Here is a 16,305-nt window from a genome sequence, read left to right as displayed (position 1 = left end):
CGTCCACGAAGGAAAGGTGGGGGGATATGGACGCTGAACAAATGGCCAACGGTCGGGGTCAGGATTCGCAGGGTGGCGAGGGCGCTCCGGCGCCCCGCCCGCTCGACGCCGTCGACCGCGCCATCCTGCGGATCCTCCAGGCGGACGGGCGGGCGTCGATACGGTCGGTGGCCGAGCGGGTCCACGTGTCGCGCGCGAACGCCTACGCGCGCATCAACCGGCTCATCGACGACGGGGTGATCCGCGGCTTCAGCGCACGCGTCAACCACGAGCGGGCGGGCCAGGGAGCCTCCGCGTACATCACGCTCAAGATCGTGCAGAACTCGTGGCGCACCGTCCGCGAGCAGTTGCAGACGCTTCCGGGCGCGGCGCACATCGCCCTGGTCAGCGGAGACTTCGACGTGCTGCTGCTGGTGCACACACCGGACAACCGCACCCTGCGCGAGCTGGTCCTGACCAGGCTGCAGGCGATCCCGGAGGTGCTGTCCACGCGCACGCTGCTGGTGTTCGAGGAGACGGACCTCAACCGCAGGCTCACGGCCGACGGGGTGTAGGGGCGCGGCGCAGCGGGCCCCGCCCCGGGCGGGGCCCGCTGCGCCGCGGGGGGTCAGTGGCCGGTGCGCAGGCCCTCGAAGGCCATGCGGACCAGCGTGTCCGCCACCTGCCGGCGGCCGGCCCCGTCGCCGGGCTGCGGGCGGTACCACTCGACGAGCGAGTTCACCATGCCGAACAGCAGCCTGGTCGCGATCTTTATGTCCATGTCGGAGCGGAGGTCCCCGTCCGCCGCGGCCGCCTTCATCAGATCGGCTATGCGGTGGTCGAACTCGCGGCGCCGCTCCAGGGCCCAGCGCTCGGTCCGGGTGTTGCCGCGCACCCGTAGCAGCAGCGTCACGTACGGCAGTTCGTCGACCAGCACCTCGACCGTGCGCCGGGTGACGTACTCGACCCGCTCGACGGCCCGGCCGCGGGTGGCGGGCCCCTCGTCGAGCACGGCGAACAGCCCGTCCAGGGCACGGCTGACCGCCCGCCGCAGCAACTCCTCCTTGCCGGCGACGTGGTGGTAGATCGAGGACTTGGAGATCCCGGCTGCCCGGGAGAGGTGCTCCATGGACGTGCCGTCGTAACCGCGCTCGTTGAAGACCCGGACGGCGACCGAGAGGAGGGTCTCGGGGGTGTAGGTGTCGCGCCTGACGGTCGTCATCGCCCGCTCTCCCCCTCCCCGTCCGCGTAGGAGTGGCGGTAGAGCGCCAGGGAGGGGGCGTACCGTCCCGAGGGGTCGCGCTGGTGGAGCTCCTCCAGGAGGCCGTACGCCCAGTTCCTGCCGAGCCTGCGGCTCCACTCGATCGGACCGAGCGGGTAGTTGACGCCGAGCCGCATCGCGGTGTCGACGTCCTCCTCGGTGGCGACGCCCTTGGCGACCGCGTCGTGCGCGAGGTCGATGAGGCGCGCCACGGTCCGGGCGACGATCATGCCCGGTACGTCACCGATGACGCTGACCTTCTTGCCGAGTGCCTGGAAGAGGCCGGTCGCCTGGTCGAGGGTCTCCCGTGACGTGTCCGGGCCGGCGGCGAGCGCGATGCGGGTCGCCTCGCGGTAGTCGAGGGCGAGGTCGAAGTAGACGACGTCGCGGAACTCGACGGAGGTCTGGCCGTCGGCCGGCGCCAGCTGGCCCCCGCTGGGCAGCTCCAGGCGCGTGCCCCGGTCCTCCTCCTCCTCGCGGAGGGGTATCCCGGCCTCGCGGATCATGTCGAGCAGCTCGCCGCAGGGGGCGAGGTCCCCCTCGGCGACGACGTACGCGGGCGGGTCGGCCGGCTCGGCGGTGTGCGGCTCGGGGCGGTGGGCGCCCCCCTCGTCGTAGGCGTACCAGCCGCGGCCGGACTTGCGGCCGAGCATCCCGGCCTCGACCAGGCGCCGCTGGGCGAGCGAGGGGCGGAACCGGGGGTCCTGGAAGAACGCCTCCCAGACCGACGTGGTCACCGCCTCGTTGACGTCGTGGCCGATGAGGTCGGTCAGCTCGAAGGCGCCCATGCGGAAGCCGCCGGACTCGCGCAGGACCGCGTCGATGGTGGCCGGATCGGCGCCCTGCTCCTCGTACACCGCGAACGCCTCGGCGTAGAAGGGGCGGGCGAGGCGGTTGACGATGAAGCCCGGGGTGTCGGCGCAGGCGACCGGGGTCTTGCCCCAGGCGCGGGCCGTCTCGCGGGCGCGCGCGGCGGAGGCGGCGTCCGTCGCGAAGCCTCTGACGATCTCGACGAGGGGAGCAGCGGCGCCGGGTTGAAGAAGTGCATGCCGACGAAGCGGCCGGGGAGGCGCAGCGCCCCGCCCACGGCGGTGACGGAGAGCGAGGAGGTGTTGGTGGCGAGCAGGCAGTCGTCGCCGACGACCTCCTCCAGGGCGGCGAAGAGTTCCTGCTTGACCGCGAGGCGCTCCACGACCGCCTCGACGACGAGCGCGGCGTCGGCCAGCTCGCCGAGGGCGGCGGCCGGGTGGAGGCGTGCGGCGGCGGCGTCCCGCTCCTCCCGGGTGAGGCGGCCCTTGGCGACCAGCCGGTCCAGCCGTGCGAGGACGGACTCGGCGGCCTGCCCGGCACGGCCCGGCACGGCGTCGTAGAGGCGCACGGGGTGACCTGCGACGAGCGCGACCTGCGCGATGCCCTGGCCCATGGTGCCCGTGCCGACGACGGCGACGGCCCGGTCGCGGCCGACGGCGGTGCCGGCCGTCTGTGCGTTGGCCTCGGTGCCGGTCATGTCAGTGATCCTCCCCGATGGGTCCTCCACAGGTCGGAGAGACCCCCTTGTCCCGACCGATCGTTCGGTTACTCTAGCTCTGTCCGCCTATCCCTGCCCAGCTCATCGAGGAGTTGGTCCGCCATGGCCGCCGCGCAGCTGACCCCCGCCCACCTGTCCGAGAGGCACCGTCCCACGCTCGACCAGGCGCTCGAGGCGATCCGTACGCGCGCCTACTGGTCCCCGCACCCGGAGCACCCGAAGGCCTACGGGGAGAACGGCTCGCTGAGCGCCGCGGACGGCCTCGCCGCCCACCGGGCGGTCCTCGGCTCCCGCTTCGACCTGGACCAGCCCGGTACGGACGGCTGGACCGGCGGGGAGGTCTCCCCGTACGGCCCGGCGCTCGGCGTGGAGTACCCGCACGCCGACGCGGACGTGCTGCTGCCGGCGATGCGCGCCGGCCTGGGAGCCTGGCGGGATGCCGGCCCGGAGACGCGCGCCCTGGTCTGCCTGGAGATCCTCGCCCGCATCAGCGCCCGCACGCACGAGTTCGCGCACGCGGTGATGCACACCAGCGGGCAGGCGTTCATGATGGCGTTCCAGGCGGGCGGCCCCCACGCGCAGGACCGCGGCCTGGAAGCGGTGGCGTACGCGTACGCGGAGCAGACCCGGACGCCGCAGGAGGCCGGGTGGTCCAAGCCGCAGGGCAAGCGGGACCCGCTGGAGCTCCGCAAGACCTTCACCCCGGTCGGCCGCGGCGTCTCCCTGATGATCGGCTGCAACACCTTCCCGACGTGGAACGGCTACCCGGGCCTGTTCGCCTCCCTGGCGACCGGCAACGCCGTCCTGGTCAAGCCGCACCCGCGCGCGGTCCTGCCGCTGGCGCTGACGGTGCGGATCGCGCGTGACGTGCTGGCCGAGGCGGGCTTCGACCCGAACCTGGTGGCGCTGGCCGTCGAGCGCCCCGGTGAGGGCATCGCCAAGACGCTGGCCGTCCGCCCGGAGATCCGGATCATCGACTACACGGGTTCGACGTCGTTCGGCGACTGGCTGGAGGCCAACGCCCGCCAGGCGCAGGTCTACACCGAGAAGGCCGGCGTCAACACGGTCGTCGTCGACTCCACCGACGACTACAAGGGCATGCTGGCCAACCTGGCCTTCTCCCTGTCCCTGTACAGCGGCCAGATGTGCACGACCCCGCAGAACCTGCTGATCCCCCGCGACGGCATCGCCACCGACGCCGGCCCGAAGTCGTACGACGAGGTGGTCGCCGACCTCGCCGCCGCCGTGGAGGGCCTGCTGGGCGACGACGCCCGGGCGAACGGCCTGCTGGGCGCGTTGGTCAACCCGGACGTGAAGGCCCGCCTGGAGGCGGCCGCCGGTCTGGGCGAGGTCGCCCTGCCCTCCCGCGAGGTCGTCAACCCGGACTTCCCGGACGCCGTCGTGCGCACTCCGCTCGTGGTCAAGCTGGACGGTTCCAAGCCGGACGCGGAGGCCGCCTACATGTCGGAGTGCTTCGGCCCCGTCTCCTTCGCCGTGGCCGTGGACTCCACCGCCGGCGCGCTGGAGCTGCTGCGGCGCACGGTCCGCGAGAAGGGCGCGATGACGGTCGGCGCGTACACGACCTCCCCGGACGTGGAGCGCGCGGTCGAGGAGGTCTGCCTGGAGGAGTCGGCGCAGCTGTCGCTGAACCTGACGGGTGGCGTCTACGTCAATCAGACCGCCGCGTTCTCCGACTTCCACGGTTCGGGCGGCAACCCCGCCGCGAACGCCGCCCTGTGCGACGGCGCCTTCGTGGCGAACCGCTTCCGGGTGGTGGAGGTCCGCCGCCCGGCGTGATCCTGCGGCGGGCGGCGTGACCCGCCGCCCGCGGCGGCCCCCGCATGCGGCCCCGGCGTTCCGTTCGGTGTGACCCGGGCGGCGGGGCCGCACCGGGCGCCCCCGCTCCTCCGCGCTCAGGCGGGGGAGTCCTCGATCCGGGCGTACCGCTGCACCCAGGCGTGCATGGCGATCGCGGCGGCCGCTCCCGCGTTGATGGAGCGGGTCGAGCCGAACTGGGCGATGGAGCACACCGCCCGGGCGTGCTTCCGGGCCTCACCGAGGAGGCCCGGCCCCTCCTGCCCGAACAGCAGCACGCAGCGGCGGGGCAGTTCCGTACGCTCCAGCGGCACCGCGCCCGGCAAGTTGTCGATGCCGATGATCGGCAGGTCCTCGGCCTCCGCCCAAGCCGTCAGCGAAGCGGTGTCGGGGTGGTGGCGCACGTGCTGGTACCGGTCGGTGACCATCGCGCCGCGCCGGTTCCAGCGGCGGCGCCCGACGATGTGCACCTCCTTGGCCAGGAAGGCGTTGGCCGTCCGGACGACCGACCCGATGTTGAAGTCGTGGCCCCAGTTCTCCACGGCGACGTGGAAGTCGTGGCGGCGGGTGTCCAGGTCGGCGACGATCGCCTCACGCGTCCAGTACCGGTAGCGGTCGACGACGTTGCGCCGGTCGCCCCCGGCGAGCAGCTCGGGGTCGTAGCGCTCGTCCTGCGGCCAGGGCCGGGGGTGCGGCCCGACCCCGACCCCGGGGCCGTAGCCGTCGTCGTACTGGAGGGGGACGTCCGTCCGGGGATCGCTGCTCACCCGACGAGGGTACGGGGGGCCGGCGCGTCCGGTGCCGGGTCCCGTCCCGCCGCCGTCCGGCCGGGGCGCAGCCGCGTCCCGAGGCGGCGGACCCGGCCCTCCAGCCACAGCAGGAAGACCGTCGGCAGGAAGACGGCGTCCGCGGTGATCATGGCGAGGGAGAAGGCGGGGAGCCCGAGCAGCACCGCGATCCCCGCGTGCTCCATCATCATCACCGCGAGCAGGACGTTCTTGACCCGGCGGTTGAAGAGGGTGAACGGGAAGGCCACCTGCACGATCACCGTGCCGTAGGTGATGGCCATGACCACCAGGCTGGCACTGGCCAGCAGGCCGGACAGGGCGGGCCAGGGGCTGAAGTAGTCCAGCTTCAGGGGGTAGTACAGGGCGGTGCCGTCCTGCCAGCGCGAACCCTGGATCTTGTACCAGCCGGCCGTCGCGTAGATCAGGCACACCTCGGCCATGATCACCGCGAGGGTGGCGTTGTGCAGCAGGTTGGCGAGGACGTCGAGCAGGACGCGCGGCTGGCCGGGGGCGAGGCGGCACACCAGCCACCACGCGCCCTGGGCGAGCCACAGCAGCCACAGCAGGACGACGATCCACGGTTCGCCGCTCCTGTCGCGGAACAGCAGCACCGCCACGAGACCGAAGCCCGTCACCGTCCACAGCACCACCCCGGCCGGGTCGGCCCCCGTCCCGGCGGGACGGTGGGCCCGGCGGCGCGCGTCCAGCGACCAGACGCGTCCGCAGCGGGTGAGGACGAGGTAGATCGCCATGAGGTGGATGACGTTGTCGCCGCCGTCGCCCATGAAGACGGAGCGGTTCTGCAGCGAGAGGACCCCCACCATGAACAGCGCCGACGTGGCCCGGGTGCGCCAGCCGACCAGCAGCAGCGCGCCGGACAGCACGGCGGCCGCGTAGACGGCCTCGAACCACAGGACGGAGTCCGTCCACATCAAGACGCTGAAGGAGTGGTTGTCCGCGATCAGCTGCCGCGCCATGTGCCAGCCCCACGGGCCCTCGGGCCCGTACAGCTCGTGGCGGTGGGGGAACTCGCGGAGGAGGAAGACCAGCCAGGTCGCGGCGAAGCCGATCCGGACGACGGCGCTCTGGTACGGGCCGAGGACGGTCCCGGTGAGCCGCTGGACGGCCCTGGCGAGACGCCGGTCGGGGCGCTCGCGGCGGCCCGCGGACGGGAGTGCGCTGCCCGGATTCACCGGACCCCCTCCACCGTGCGGCCACCGGTCACGCCACCGGGCAGGTCGGCGGCGGTCACCGTCCACCAGGGCTGGACCCGGTAGTACGGCCGCGTGTCGGTCTCCTCCCGGCTCCAGGGCGGAGCGGCCACTCTCGTGGTCGACGAGCGCACCTGTATCCGCTCGATCCTCCCGCCCAGCCGGTGTTCCTCCAGCCGCATCATCGCGATGCGCCGTACGTAGCGTTCGGAGAGGCCCGCGCGCAGGGCGTCCACCCGGTCGCCGTCGTGCTGGTTGGCGTAGAAGTCCCAGGCGCGGCGCAGCTCGTTCTGCTGCACGTGGCTCGGGAAGGGGTTGCCGCGGATCGCCGCGGCGTCCTCGGCGGTCAGGTCGATCCACGGGGTGACCTCGCGGGTGCCGTCGCGGGCCACCTCGGCGCGGACCTGGACCGCGACGTTCTGCTGGAGCGGGTTGGGGGCGAAGAGCTTCCAGTTCTGCTCGAACTCCGGCATGACCCAGTCGTCGACGGTTCCGCCGTACCGCTTCGACAGCGTGTTCGACGGTGCGACGTGCAGGAACACCACACCCACGTGGAAGCAGGCGACCAGTCCGATCACCGCCAGGGCGACGGCTCCCACCACCTGGTACGGCAGGGAGAGCGCCGCCAGTCCGGTGCGGTCGGGGCTCTCACCGCCGGCATCGCCCCGGGCGCGTCCGCGCCACTTGTCGTACGACTCCATCCCGCCCCGCTCCGCGTCTCTCCGCCCCTGTTATCCACAGGGTTGACACCATACGGGCCGTCGACTCACCATTGAAGCCATTCAACCGAACGATCGGTCGGTAGGGGGCCCGATGACGGCAGTGACTGCGGACTCGCAGGAGGCTTACGAGGCGGTGTTCAACGCCGCCGTGGCCGCCGACGAGCGCATCGAACCGCGCGACTGGATGCCGGAGGCGTACCGCGCCACCCTGGTGCGGCAGATCGCCCAGCACGCGCACTCCGAGATCATCGGCATGCAGCCCGAGGCGAACTGGATCACCCGCGCGCCCTCGCTGCGCCGCAAGGCGATCCTGATGGCCAAGGTGCAGGACGAGGCCGGCCACGGCCTGTACCTGTACAGCGCCGCCGAGACCCTGGGCGTCAGCCGGGACGAACTGCTGGACAAGCTCCACTCGGGCCGCCAGAAGTACTCCTCGATCTTCAACTACCCGACGCTGACCTGGGCCGACGTCGGCGCGATCGGCTGGCTCGTGGACGGCGCCGCGATCACCAACCAGGTGCCGCTGTGCCGCTGCTCCTACGGGCCGTACGCCCGCGCGATGGTCCGGGTCTGCAAGGAGGAGTCCTTCCACCAGCGCCAGGGGTACGAGGCGCTGCTCGCCCTCTCGCGGGGCACGCCGGCCCAGCATGAGATGGCGCAGGACGCCGTCAACCGCTGGTGGTGGCCGTCGCTGATGATGTTCGGCCCGCCCGACGACGAGTCGGCGCACTCTGCGCAGTCCATGGCCTGGAAGATCAAGCGGCACTCCAACGACGAACTGCGCCAGCGCTTCGTCGACATCTGCGTCCCGCAGGCCGAGTCCCTGGGCCTGACCCTCCCCGACCCGGACCTCCGGTGGAACGAGGAGCGGGGCCACTACGACTTCGGCGTGATCGACTGGACGGAGTTCCGCGAGGTCCTCAAGGGCAACGGCCCCTGCAACGAACAGCGGATCACCCAGCGCCGCCGTGCTCACGAAGAGGGCGCCTGGGTCAGGGAGGCCGCGGCCGCGTACGCCGCGAAGCACACCGATCGGAACGAGGGCGACGAGTCCGGCGACACCGGGGAGGCGACGGCATGACGACCAGCGACTGGCCGCTGTGGGAGGTGTTCGTGCGCTCGCGCCGCGGGCTGTCCCACACCCACGCGGGGAGCCTGCACGCCCCGGACGCCGAGATGGCTCTGCGCAACGCCCGGGACCTCTACACCCGGCGCAACGAGGGCGTGTCCATCTGGGTCGTCCCGGCCACCGCGATCACCGCGTCGTCACCGGACGAGAAGGACCCGTTCTTCGAGCCGTCCGCCGACAAGCCCTACCGGCACCCGACCTTCTACGAGATCCCCGAGGGGGTGCAGCACCTGTGACGACCTCCCTGAACACCGCCGCCCTCGCGCTCGGCGACGACGCACTGGTGCTGTCGCACCGGCTGGGGGAGTGGGCGGGCCACGCGCCCGTGCTGGAGGAGGAGGTCGCCCTCGCCAACATCGCGTTGGACCTGCTCGGTCAGGCCCGCTTCCTGCTCTCCCTCGTCGGTGACGAGGACGAGCTGGCCTTCCTCCGCGAGGAGCGGTCGTTCCGCAACACCCAGCTCGTCGAACAGCCGAACGGCGACTTCGCGCACACGATCACCCGCCAGCTGTACTTCTCCACCTACCAGCGCCTGCTGTACGGGCGCCTCGCCGCCGCCGACGCGCGCCCGGACGACGAGGTCCACGAGGCCCTGCGCGGCCTGGCCGCGAAAGCCGTCAAGGAAGTCACCTACCACCAGGACCACGCCGAGCAGTGGACGCTCCGCCTCGGTGACGGCACCCCCGAGAGCCACGGCCGGATGCGAACGGCCTGCGACGCGCTGTGGCGCTTCACCGGGGAGATGTTCCGGCCCGTCGAGGGCCTCGACATCGACTGGCGGGAGCTGGAGTCCGACTGGCTGACCTCGGTCTCCGCCGTGCTGACCCGGGCCACCCTCCCCCCTTCCCGAAGGACCCCGGACGACCGCGTGGAGCGCCGGCGCCGGCCGACAGGGCGTGCACACCGAGTCGTTCGGGCGGATGCTCGCCGAGATGCAGCACCTGCACCGCAGCCACCCGGGAGCGTCATGGTGACCATGACGCCGCTCGAGGAGGAGCTGAGCCGGCTTGCCGGTTCGGTACCGGACCCCGAAATGCCCGTGCTCACCCTGGAGGACCTGGGTGTGCTGAGAGGCGTGCGGGTCCTCGGTCCCGGCAGGGTGGAGGTCGAGCTGACCCCGACGTACACGGGCTGCCCGGCGATCGAGGCGATGTCCTCGGACATCGAGCGGATCCTCCACGACCGGGGCGTCGAGGAGGTCTCGGTCGTCACCGTCCTCTCCCCCGCCTGGTCCACGGACGACATCAGCGACGAGGGGCGTCGCAAGCTCGCCGAGTTCGGCATAGCACCACCCCGACGGCAGCGGTCCGACGGACCCGTGCCGCTCACCCTCGCCATCCGCTGCCCGCACTGCGGCTCGACCGACACCGAGCTGCTGAGCAGGTTCTCCTCGACCGCGTGCAAGTCGCTGCGCCGTTGCGCCTCCTGCCGCGAACCCTTCGACCACTTCAAGGAGTTGTAGATGTTCCATCCGCTCCGGGTGAGCGAGGTCGAGCGGCTCACGGACGATTCGGTGGCCGTCACCTTCGCCGTCCCGCCAGAGCTGCGGGAGGCGTTCCGCCACGTCCCCGGCCAGCACCTGACGATGCGCCGGACCTCCGCCGAAGGCGAGGAGATCCGGCGCACGTACTCGATCTGCTCGCGCGCCGCCGGCCCCGGTGAGGACCCGGTGCTGCGCGTCGGCATCCGGCTCGTCGAGGGCGGCGAGTTCTCCACCTACGCGCTGAAGGAACTCGCCGTCGGCGACACGGTGGAGGTCATGGAGCCGATGGGCAGGTTCGTCCTGCCGCCGCGGCCCGGGCACTTCGCGGCGATCGTCGGCGGCAGCGGCATCACCCCCGTGCTGTCGATCGCGGCGACGCTGCTGGCGCGGGAGCCGCAGGCACGCTTCTGCCTCGTGCGCAGCGACCGCACGGCTTCGTCGACGATGTTCCTCGACGAGGTCGCCGACCTGAAGGACCGCTACCCCGACCGCTTCCAGCTGGTCACGGTGCTGTCCCGCGAGGAGCAGCAGACGGGGCTGCCGTCCGGCCGACTGGACGAGGAGCGGTTGGCCCGCCTCCTTCCGGCACTGCTGGCGGTGAACGGGGTGGACGGCTGGTTCCTGTGCGGCCCGCTCGGGCTGGTCCAGGGCGCAGAACGGGCACTGCGGGGCCTGGGCGTGCCGAAGAACCGGGTCCACCAGGAGATCTTCCACGTGGACGACGGCTCGTCGACGACGCGTCGCCCCACGCCGGGCGAGGTGCCTACGGCCACGCTGACCGCGACCCTGGATGGCCGGTCCGGAACATGGCCGGTCCAGGAGGGCGAGGCTCTGCTGGAGACCGTACTGCGCGGCCGGTCGGACGCGCCGTACGCCTGCAAGGGCGGCGTGTGCGGCACCTGCCGGGCGTTCGTGGTCTCGGGCGAGGTCCGGATGGACCGCAACTACGCGCTGGAGACCGAGGAGACGGAGGCCGGCTACGTGCTGGCGTGTCAGTCACACGCGATGACACCGGAAGTCGAACTCGACTTCGACCGGTGACGTGCCGGGGGGGCGGTGGTGGTGCCTGCAGCGCGCGCCGCACACCACCCCGGCCTCCAGCGCCCCTGAACCCCGGCGTCCCCGGTCCCGACGCGCCGAACCCCGACACGCCCGACCCCAACGCCCCGGGTCCCGGGCTGCGCGGACCGGGACCCGCCGCCTCCGGCCTCGACACCCCGGAAGCCCAACGCTCCCCGTTGCGGCGTCCCCGGTCTCGACGCCCCTGGGTCCCAGACTCCGGGCTTCAAGCCCCGATCCCCGGCCCCGGCCTCGACGGCCCCGACCACCGCGGTCCTCTCTGAGTTCCACGAGCTCGGGGGAGACCGCCGTGTCCCACGCGGTGCCGTCCGGGGGTCGGTCACGCGACAGTCGCGGGACCGCCGTGTTCACTCACCATGGGTCGGCCGGCGCCCTCCCAGGCGACCATGCCGCCGTCGACGTTCACCGCGTCGAGACCCTGCTGCACCAAGTACTGCGTGACCTGGGCGGAGCGGCCGCCGACCCGGCACATCACATAGGCGCGCCGTCCGTCGGCGACCGCCTCCGTCACCTCGCCGAAGCGAGCGGCAAACTCGCTCATCGGTACGTGCAGGGCACCCTCGACGTGCCCGGCGGCCCACTCGTCGGCCTCGCGTACGTCCAGGACCAGGGCGTCGTCCGGCACGGACGCGGCGGGCACGGCGGGCAGCGGTGCGAAGTTCACAGGTCATTCCTCTTTCTGCGGCGGATACGGGGAAGTCGTCAGCGCCGCGAGCTCCGCCTCACGCTCGGACACCTGGGCCAGCAACTGTTCGGCGACCTCGTCGAGGAGCCGGTCGGGGTCGTCCGGTGCCATCCGCAGCATCGCGCCGATCGCGCTCTCCTCCAGTTCGCGCGCGACGACCGTCAGCATCTCCTTGCGCTGCGCCAGCCACTCCAAGCGGGCGTACAGCTCCTCGCTCTCGCCCAGCGCCGGCACGACGGGTGCCGGCCCCGCCTCCCACTCGTCGGCGAGCTGCCGCAGCCCCGCCTCGTCCCCACGGGCGTACGCGGCGTTGACGCGCGTGATGAACGCGTCGCGCCGCTTGCGTTCCGCCTCCTCGGCCGCCAGATCAGGGTGGGCTTTGCGGACGAGGTCGCGGTAGATCCTGCGCGCCTCGTCGCCGGGCCGCACCCGACGAGGCGCCTGCACGGGCTGCTCGTTCAGCATGGCCGCGGCCTCCGGGGACAGGCCCTCGGAGTCGATCCAGCCGTGGAAGAGTTCGTCGACCCCCGGCATCGGCATCACCAGGGCCCTGGCCTCCTGCGCCCTGCGCAGGTCCTCCGGGTCACCGGTGTGCGCCGCCCGCGCCTCCGCGATCAGGGCGTCCAGCTCGTCGAGGCGGGCGTACATCGGGCCGAGCTTCTGGTGGTGCAGCCGGGAGAAGTTCTCCACCTCGACCCGGAAGGTCTCCACCGCGATCTCGAACTCGATCAGCGCCTGCTCCGCCGCCCGCACGGCACGGGCGAGCCGCGCCTGGGGAGCCTCCTGCCGCCGGCCCGCCTCGGCTGCGCCGGGCGCCTCCTCAGCACCGGACGCGGCGGTCGTCGGGCCCTGCCGCCCGGACTGCGGGGGCCGTTCGGCGGCCGCGGCCTCGTCCAAGGGGGCGCCGGTCGGATCGTCGCTCGGGGTCGTCACCCGACCAGACTACGGGCGATCGGCGCCCAACCCGTCACACGCCCGGCTCGGCGGCGACGCGTCCGGTCCGCACGGCCGCGACCAGGTCGGCGTGGTCGGCCTCCGTGCGCTCCGCGTACGCGACGGCGAAGGAGGCGACGGCCGCGTCGAACTCGTCGTTCTTGCCGCAGTACGCCGCTATGAGCCGTGGGTCGGCGCTGTGCGCGTGTGCCCGCGCCAGCAGGGCGCCCGTCATCCGTCCGTAGTCGTCGACCTGGTCGGCCGCCAACGCCGCCGGGTCGACGCTGCCCTTCCGGTTACGGAACTGCCGCACCTGGTACGGTCGCCCCTCCACGGTCGTCCAGCCCAGCAGGCTGTCGCTGACGACCTGCATCCGCTTCTGACCGAGTACGACCCGGCGCCCCTCGTGCCCGGCGTCCTCGACCTCGAACCCGGCCTCGGGCAGGTACGGTGCAAGCGCCGAGGGCCTGGCCTCCTTCACCTGCAGCACCAGCGCCTCCCCCGGTGGTCCAGAAGCAGCACCACGTACGACCGGGTGCCCACGCTGCCCGTGCCGACGACGCGGAACGCCACGTCCTGGATCGCGTACCGGGCGAGCAGCGGCAACCGGTCCGGAGGAAGCGTCCCCAGGTACGGGCCCAGTGCGGAGGCGACCGCCGCGGCCTCCGCGTCCGGCACCCGCGACAGCACCGGCGGGGCGTCCACGAACCGGCGCGAACCGTCCTCGCAGACCTCCGTCGCCTTCGCGGCGAACCGGGCGCCCGTGTTGCGGCGGGCCTTCTCCGACACCCGCTCCAGCGTGCCGAGCAGGTCCCGCGCGTCCGTGTGCGAGACGAGCTCCTCGTCGGCGATGGCGTTCCACGCGTCCAGCACCGGCATCCGCGCCAGCAGCCGCATGGTCCGCCGGTAGGCGCCCACCGCGTCGTACGCGGCCGCCCGGCACACGTCCTCGTCGGCCCCGGTCTCCCGCCCGGCCAGCACCAGGGAGGCGGCGAGCCGCTTGACGTCCCACTCCCACGGGCCGACCACGGTCTCGTCGAAGTCGTTCAGGTCGATGACCAGTCGGCCGCTCGCGTCGCCGTACAGGCCGAAGTTGGCCGCGTGGGCGTCCCCGCATATCTGCGCACCTATGCCCGTCACCGGTGTGCCCGCGAGGTCGTACGCCATCAGCCCGGCGGTGCCGCGCAGGAACGCGAACGGCGTCGCCACCATGCGCCCGACCCGTATCGGTGCCAACGCGGGCACCCGGCCGCGGTTGGACTCCTCGACCGCACGCACCGCGTCGGGCCGCCCGGCGCGCAGCGCCAGCACGTCGTGCGCGGCGCGCGGCACCCGTTCACGCAGGGCCTTGCCGTACGCCTTCGGCCCTCCCGTCCCGCCCAGCCCGTACGCCCCGGCGGGGTGCCGTGCGAACCCCGGCACAACCGGAATCCGGCCTCCGCCCGCAGCTCCGGCCCCGACCGCACCGGCCGTCCCCGCGCCCGCGCCCGCGACCCCGCCACTACCCGTCCGCTGCGCGGGTACCGTGGCCCGGATCTCGTCCATACGCCCCCCCATCACGTGATTTCGACCCGATGTGCGACGACGGTACCCCTCCGGCACCCGTCCGTCTTCCCCTGTGGATAACCCTCACTCACACACCCCCGTCTCCGCCACGGGCCGCTGCGGTTCCCCGGCCGCCGTGAGGACCGCTCTCCTGAGGACCGGCATCGCGACCGCCGTGCACACCCGTGCCACGCCGCCGCGCACGCCGACACCCCACCACCCCCACTCCGCCACCGCCACCGCCACCGCGCGCCCCTACGGCATCGCCACCGGCACCCACACCCTCCCCAGTGGCCTGGGCCGCCCGCAGGCCATCCGGGCTCACTCCGGCGACCAGCACCCCGGGCGAACCCGACCCTCCCCCGCCGGGAACACCCGCCGCCGCAACCCGACGGTCCAGCCCTTACCTCCGTGCGTGAGGACGGCGGCCCACCGCATCGTCCCTCCCACCGCGAGCGGGACCGGCCAACGCCGTCGGGGACGGCCCGGAGGCGGTCCAACGGGCAGGGCCCCACCCTGCGACGTCTTCTCGTCCAGCTCGACGGCGACGCTCTGGATCGGGTGATCGGCGCCTTCCTCACCGCCCGCGCCGCCCCGGCCGGGCCCGGGTTACGGGCGACGACAGTCGACGGCAGGGCCCGGCGCGGCTCACGCACCGCCCCGTCGCGGCCGTCCACCCCGTGTCCGCGGTTCCGCCCGACGGCTCCCGTCCGCCGATCGGCCGGCCGATGCCGACACCCGCCTCCATGTGCCCGACCCGTGGGGGCGAGGGACCGGTATCGGGGTGCCCGGAGAACTCCACCTCGGCGGCGCGTGCCTCGCCCGCGGCCACGGCGGGCGGCCGGACCCCACCGCCGAACGCTTCGTTCCCGGCCCCTTCGGCCACGGCGAGCGGCGCCACCGCACCGGTGACATCGTGCGGTGGCGTAAGAACGGGGAACCGGAGTACCCCGGCCGCGTCGACTCCCAGATCGAGATCCGCGGGGTGCGGATCGAACCCGAGGAGATCACCGGGGCCCTGGTCGACCTCCCGGCCGTGCGGGCCGCCGTCGTCGACGTGCGCGGCGAGGGTGACGGCCGCCGTCTCGTCGGCCACGTCGCCACCCACGACGGTCTCCCCGCCGACCCGGCCGCACTGCGTGCCGGCCTCGCCGCCCGGCTGCCCGCCGCCATGGTCCCGTCCCGGTACGTGACCCTCCCCGCGCTGCCGGTCACCCCGAACGGCAAGGTCGACCGCCGAGCCCTCCCGGAGCCGGCGCACGGCGACCGCGCCCAGGCCGCCGAGCACGTCGCCCCGCGCAACGCCGCCGAGGAGACCGTCGCGCGGGTCCGGGCCGAACTGCCCGGCCCGCCCGAGATCTCCGTCCACGACGACTTCCTCGCTCTCGGCGCGCACTCCCTCCTCGCGACCCGGGCCGTCGCCCGGGCCGCGGGACGGCCCGGTGTGGAAATCGGCGTCCGCGACCTGTTCGAGGTCCCCACCGTGGCGCGGTTCGCCGCCCGTGCCGCCGGCCTCCCCGGGCCGCCGCGCACATCCCCGTCCCGCGCCTCGGATCCGGGCCGCACCGGCTCTCCTTCGCTCAGCAGCGACTCTGGTTCCTCGACCGTCTCACCCCGGGGAGCGCGCCCTACAACGTGCCCCTCGTCCTCGAGACCACCGGCCGACTCGACCTGTCGGCGCCGCGTGCCGCCCTTCAGGAGCTGCTCGACCGTCACGAGGTGCCGCGTACTCGCTTCGCCGGTGGGCACACCGAGCCCCGTCAGGTCGTCGACCAGGTCACCGACCGCCTGAAGGTCACCGAACTCGCGCACCTTCCCGAAGACCTCCCGCCCTACGAGGCGCCGTGCACGCCGGTCGAGGAGGCCGTCGCCGAGCTTTGGGCGAACACGCTCCGGGTCGAGCGCGTCGGTGTCCACGACGACTTCTCCGCCCTCGGCGGGGACTCGCTCACGGCCATGCGTGCCGTGGTCCACCTGTGCAAGGCGCTCGGCACCGAGCTGCCGGTCCGTGTCTCCTTCGACGACGAGACGCTGGAGGACACCGCTCTCGTCATCGAGGACCATCTCCTCGCTGGGATCGGGAAACTGTCCGGGGAAGAAGCTCGGGCACTGCTCGCCGGCTGAGCCGATCTGTCACGGAGACCTC

Annotated in this window: 14 protein-coding genes and 5 pseudogenes; 10 read left to right on the top strand and 9 right to left on the bottom strand. The window is 73.1% G+C overall.

All coding sequences use genetic code 11. The annotated features are described in order from the left end of the window. Positions 1-26: 26 nt before the first annotated feature. Positions 27-554, top strand: coding sequence for an Lrp/AsnC family transcriptional regulator (locus tag LUW75_RS12665; RefSeq protein WP_462933727.1), 528 nt, complete (start codon positions 27-29; stop codon positions 552-554). A 53-nt stretch (positions 555-607) separates the two neighbouring features. On the opposite strand, the gene LUW75_RS12660 is transcribed toward LUW75_RS12665, so the two are convergent. From LUW75_RS12660 to LUW75_RS24655, 3 genes and pseudogenes are all read right to left on the bottom strand, one after another. Continuing rightward, positions 608-1,201, bottom strand: a complete 594-nt coding sequence (locus LUW75_RS12660; protein ID WP_250335697.1) for a TetR/AcrR family transcriptional regulator — start codon at positions 1,199-1,201, stop codon at positions 608-610. Next, entirely contained in the window at positions 1,198-2,097 is a 900-nt protein-coding gene (locus LUW75_RS24660; protein WP_349816466.1) for a 3-hydroxyacyl-CoA dehydrogenase family protein, read from the bottom strand. The genes LUW75_RS12660 and LUW75_RS24660 overlap by 4 nt, the downstream gene beginning before the upstream one ends. Positions 2,098-2,214: 117 nt before the next feature. After that, positions 2,215-2,663: pseudogene (locus LUW75_RS24655) on the bottom strand (3-hydroxyacyl-CoA dehydrogenase NAD-binding domain-containing protein); the annotation flags it as partial. Between the two features lie 207 nt (positions 2,664-2,870). Here LUW75_RS24655 and paaN point away from each other — a divergent pair. Then, positions 2,871-4,565 carry a phenylacetic acid degradation protein PaaN gene (paaN, locus tag LUW75_RS12650; protein WP_250335696.1) on the top strand — a complete coding sequence of 565 codons (1,695 nt, stop codon included), beginning with the start codon at positions 2,871-2,873 and terminating at the stop codon, positions 4,563-4,565. Between the two features lie 116 nt (positions 4,566-4,681). Here the strand turns inward: paaN and LUW75_RS12645 are convergent, their stop codons facing one another. From LUW75_RS12645 to LUW75_RS12635, 3 genes are read right to left on the bottom strand one after another with little or no spacing between them, the layout of a single operon-like run. Next, complete coding sequence (locus LUW75_RS12645; RefSeq protein WP_250335695.1) at positions 4,682-5,350, bottom strand: TrmH family RNA methyltransferase; 669 nt, start codon at positions 5,348-5,350, stop codon at positions 4,682-4,684. Further along, positions 5,347-6,564 (bottom strand): HTTM domain-containing protein, encoded by a 1,218-nt coding sequence (locus tag LUW75_RS12640; RefSeq protein WP_250335694.1) that lies wholly within the window; start codon positions 6,562-6,564, stop codon positions 5,347-5,349. The genes LUW75_RS12645 and LUW75_RS12640 overlap by 4 nt, the downstream gene beginning before the upstream one ends. Further along, positions 6,561-7,283 carry a DUF5819 family protein gene (locus tag LUW75_RS12635; protein WP_250335693.1) on the bottom strand — a complete coding sequence of 241 codons (723 nt, stop codon included), beginning with the start codon at positions 7,281-7,283 and terminating at the stop codon, positions 6,561-6,563. Before LUW75_RS12635 ends, LUW75_RS12640 begins: the two co-directional genes overlap by 4 nt. A 112-nt stretch (positions 7,284-7,395) precedes the next feature. Between LUW75_RS12635 and paaA the strand changes: the two genes are divergently transcribed. The 5 genes and pseudogenes from paaA (at position 7,396) to LUW75_RS12610 (ending at position 10,957) form a co-directional block, all read left to right on the top strand. Further along, positions 7,396-8,385: a 1,2-phenylacetyl-CoA epoxidase subunit PaaA gene (gene paaA / locus LUW75_RS12630; protein ID WP_250335692.1), complete on the top strand. Its 990-nt coding sequence runs from the start codon at positions 7,396-7,398 to the stop codon at positions 8,383-8,385. After that, positions 8,382-8,669 carry a 1,2-phenylacetyl-CoA epoxidase subunit PaaB gene (gene paaB / locus LUW75_RS12625; protein ID WP_168437187.1) on the top strand — a complete coding sequence of 96 codons (288 nt, stop codon included), beginning with the start codon at positions 8,382-8,384 and terminating at the stop codon, positions 8,667-8,669. The genes paaA and paaB overlap by 4 nt, the downstream gene beginning before the upstream one ends. Further along, positions 8,666-9,407: pseudogene (gene paaC, locus LUW75_RS12620) on the top strand (1,2-phenylacetyl-CoA epoxidase subunit PaaC). The gene paaB and the pseudogene paaC overlap by 4 nt, the downstream one beginning before the upstream one ends. Beyond that, positions 9,401-9,895 (top strand): 1,2-phenylacetyl-CoA epoxidase subunit PaaD, encoded by a 495-nt coding sequence (gene paaD, locus LUW75_RS12615; protein WP_250335691.1) that lies wholly within the window; start codon positions 9,401-9,403, stop codon positions 9,893-9,895. Before paaC ends, paaD begins: the two are co-directional and overlap by 7 nt. Further along, positions 9,896-10,957, top strand: coding sequence for a 2Fe-2S iron-sulfur cluster-binding protein (locus tag LUW75_RS12610; protein ID WP_250335690.1), 1,062 nt, complete (start codon positions 9,896-9,898; stop codon positions 10,955-10,957). It begins immediately after the preceding gene. Between the two features lie 358 nt (positions 10,958-11,315). On the opposite strand, the gene LUW75_RS12605 is transcribed toward LUW75_RS12610, so the two are convergent. From LUW75_RS12605 to LUW75_RS12595, 3 genes and pseudogenes are all read right to left on the bottom strand, one after another. Beyond that, entirely contained in the window at positions 11,316-11,660 is a 345-nt protein-coding gene (locus LUW75_RS12605; protein WP_250335689.1) for a rhodanese-like domain-containing protein, read from the bottom strand. A gap of 3 nt (positions 11,661-11,663) precedes the next feature. Beyond that, positions 11,664-12,614, bottom strand: coding sequence for a hypothetical protein (locus LUW75_RS12600; protein ID WP_462933726.1), 951 nt, complete (start codon positions 12,612-12,614; stop codon positions 11,664-11,666). Positions 12,615-12,648: 34 nt separating this feature from the next. Beyond that, a pseudogene (locus LUW75_RS12595) lies at positions 12,649-14,159 on the bottom strand (DUF2252 domain-containing protein). Positions 14,160-14,907: 748 nt separating this feature from the next. Here LUW75_RS12595 and LUW75_RS12590 point away from each other — a divergent pair. The 3 genes and pseudogenes from LUW75_RS12590 to LUW75_RS12585 form a co-directional block, all read left to right on the top strand. Next, positions 14,908-15,648: pseudogene (locus tag LUW75_RS12590) on the top strand (phosphopantetheine-binding protein); the annotation flags it as partial. A gap of 44 nt (positions 15,649-15,692) precedes the next feature. Continuing rightward, positions 15,693-15,878: pseudogene (locus LUW75_RS24650) on the top strand (condensation domain-containing protein); the annotation flags it as partial. Further along, positions 15,879-16,283 carry a phosphopantetheine-binding protein gene (locus LUW75_RS12585; RefSeq protein ID WP_349816415.1) on the top strand — a complete coding sequence of 135 codons (405 nt, stop codon included), beginning with the start codon at positions 15,879-15,881 and terminating at the stop codon, positions 16,281-16,283. Positions 16,284-16,305 lie beyond the last annotated feature (22 nt).

This window comes from Streptomyces sp. MRC013 (genome assembly GCF_023614235.1).
Classification (GTDB): domain Bacteria; phylum Actinomycetota; class Actinomycetes; order Streptomycetales; family Streptomycetaceae; genus Streptomyces.
Note: the sequence above shows the minus strand (reverse complement) of the source record. Positions and strands in the feature narration are given on the sequence as shown.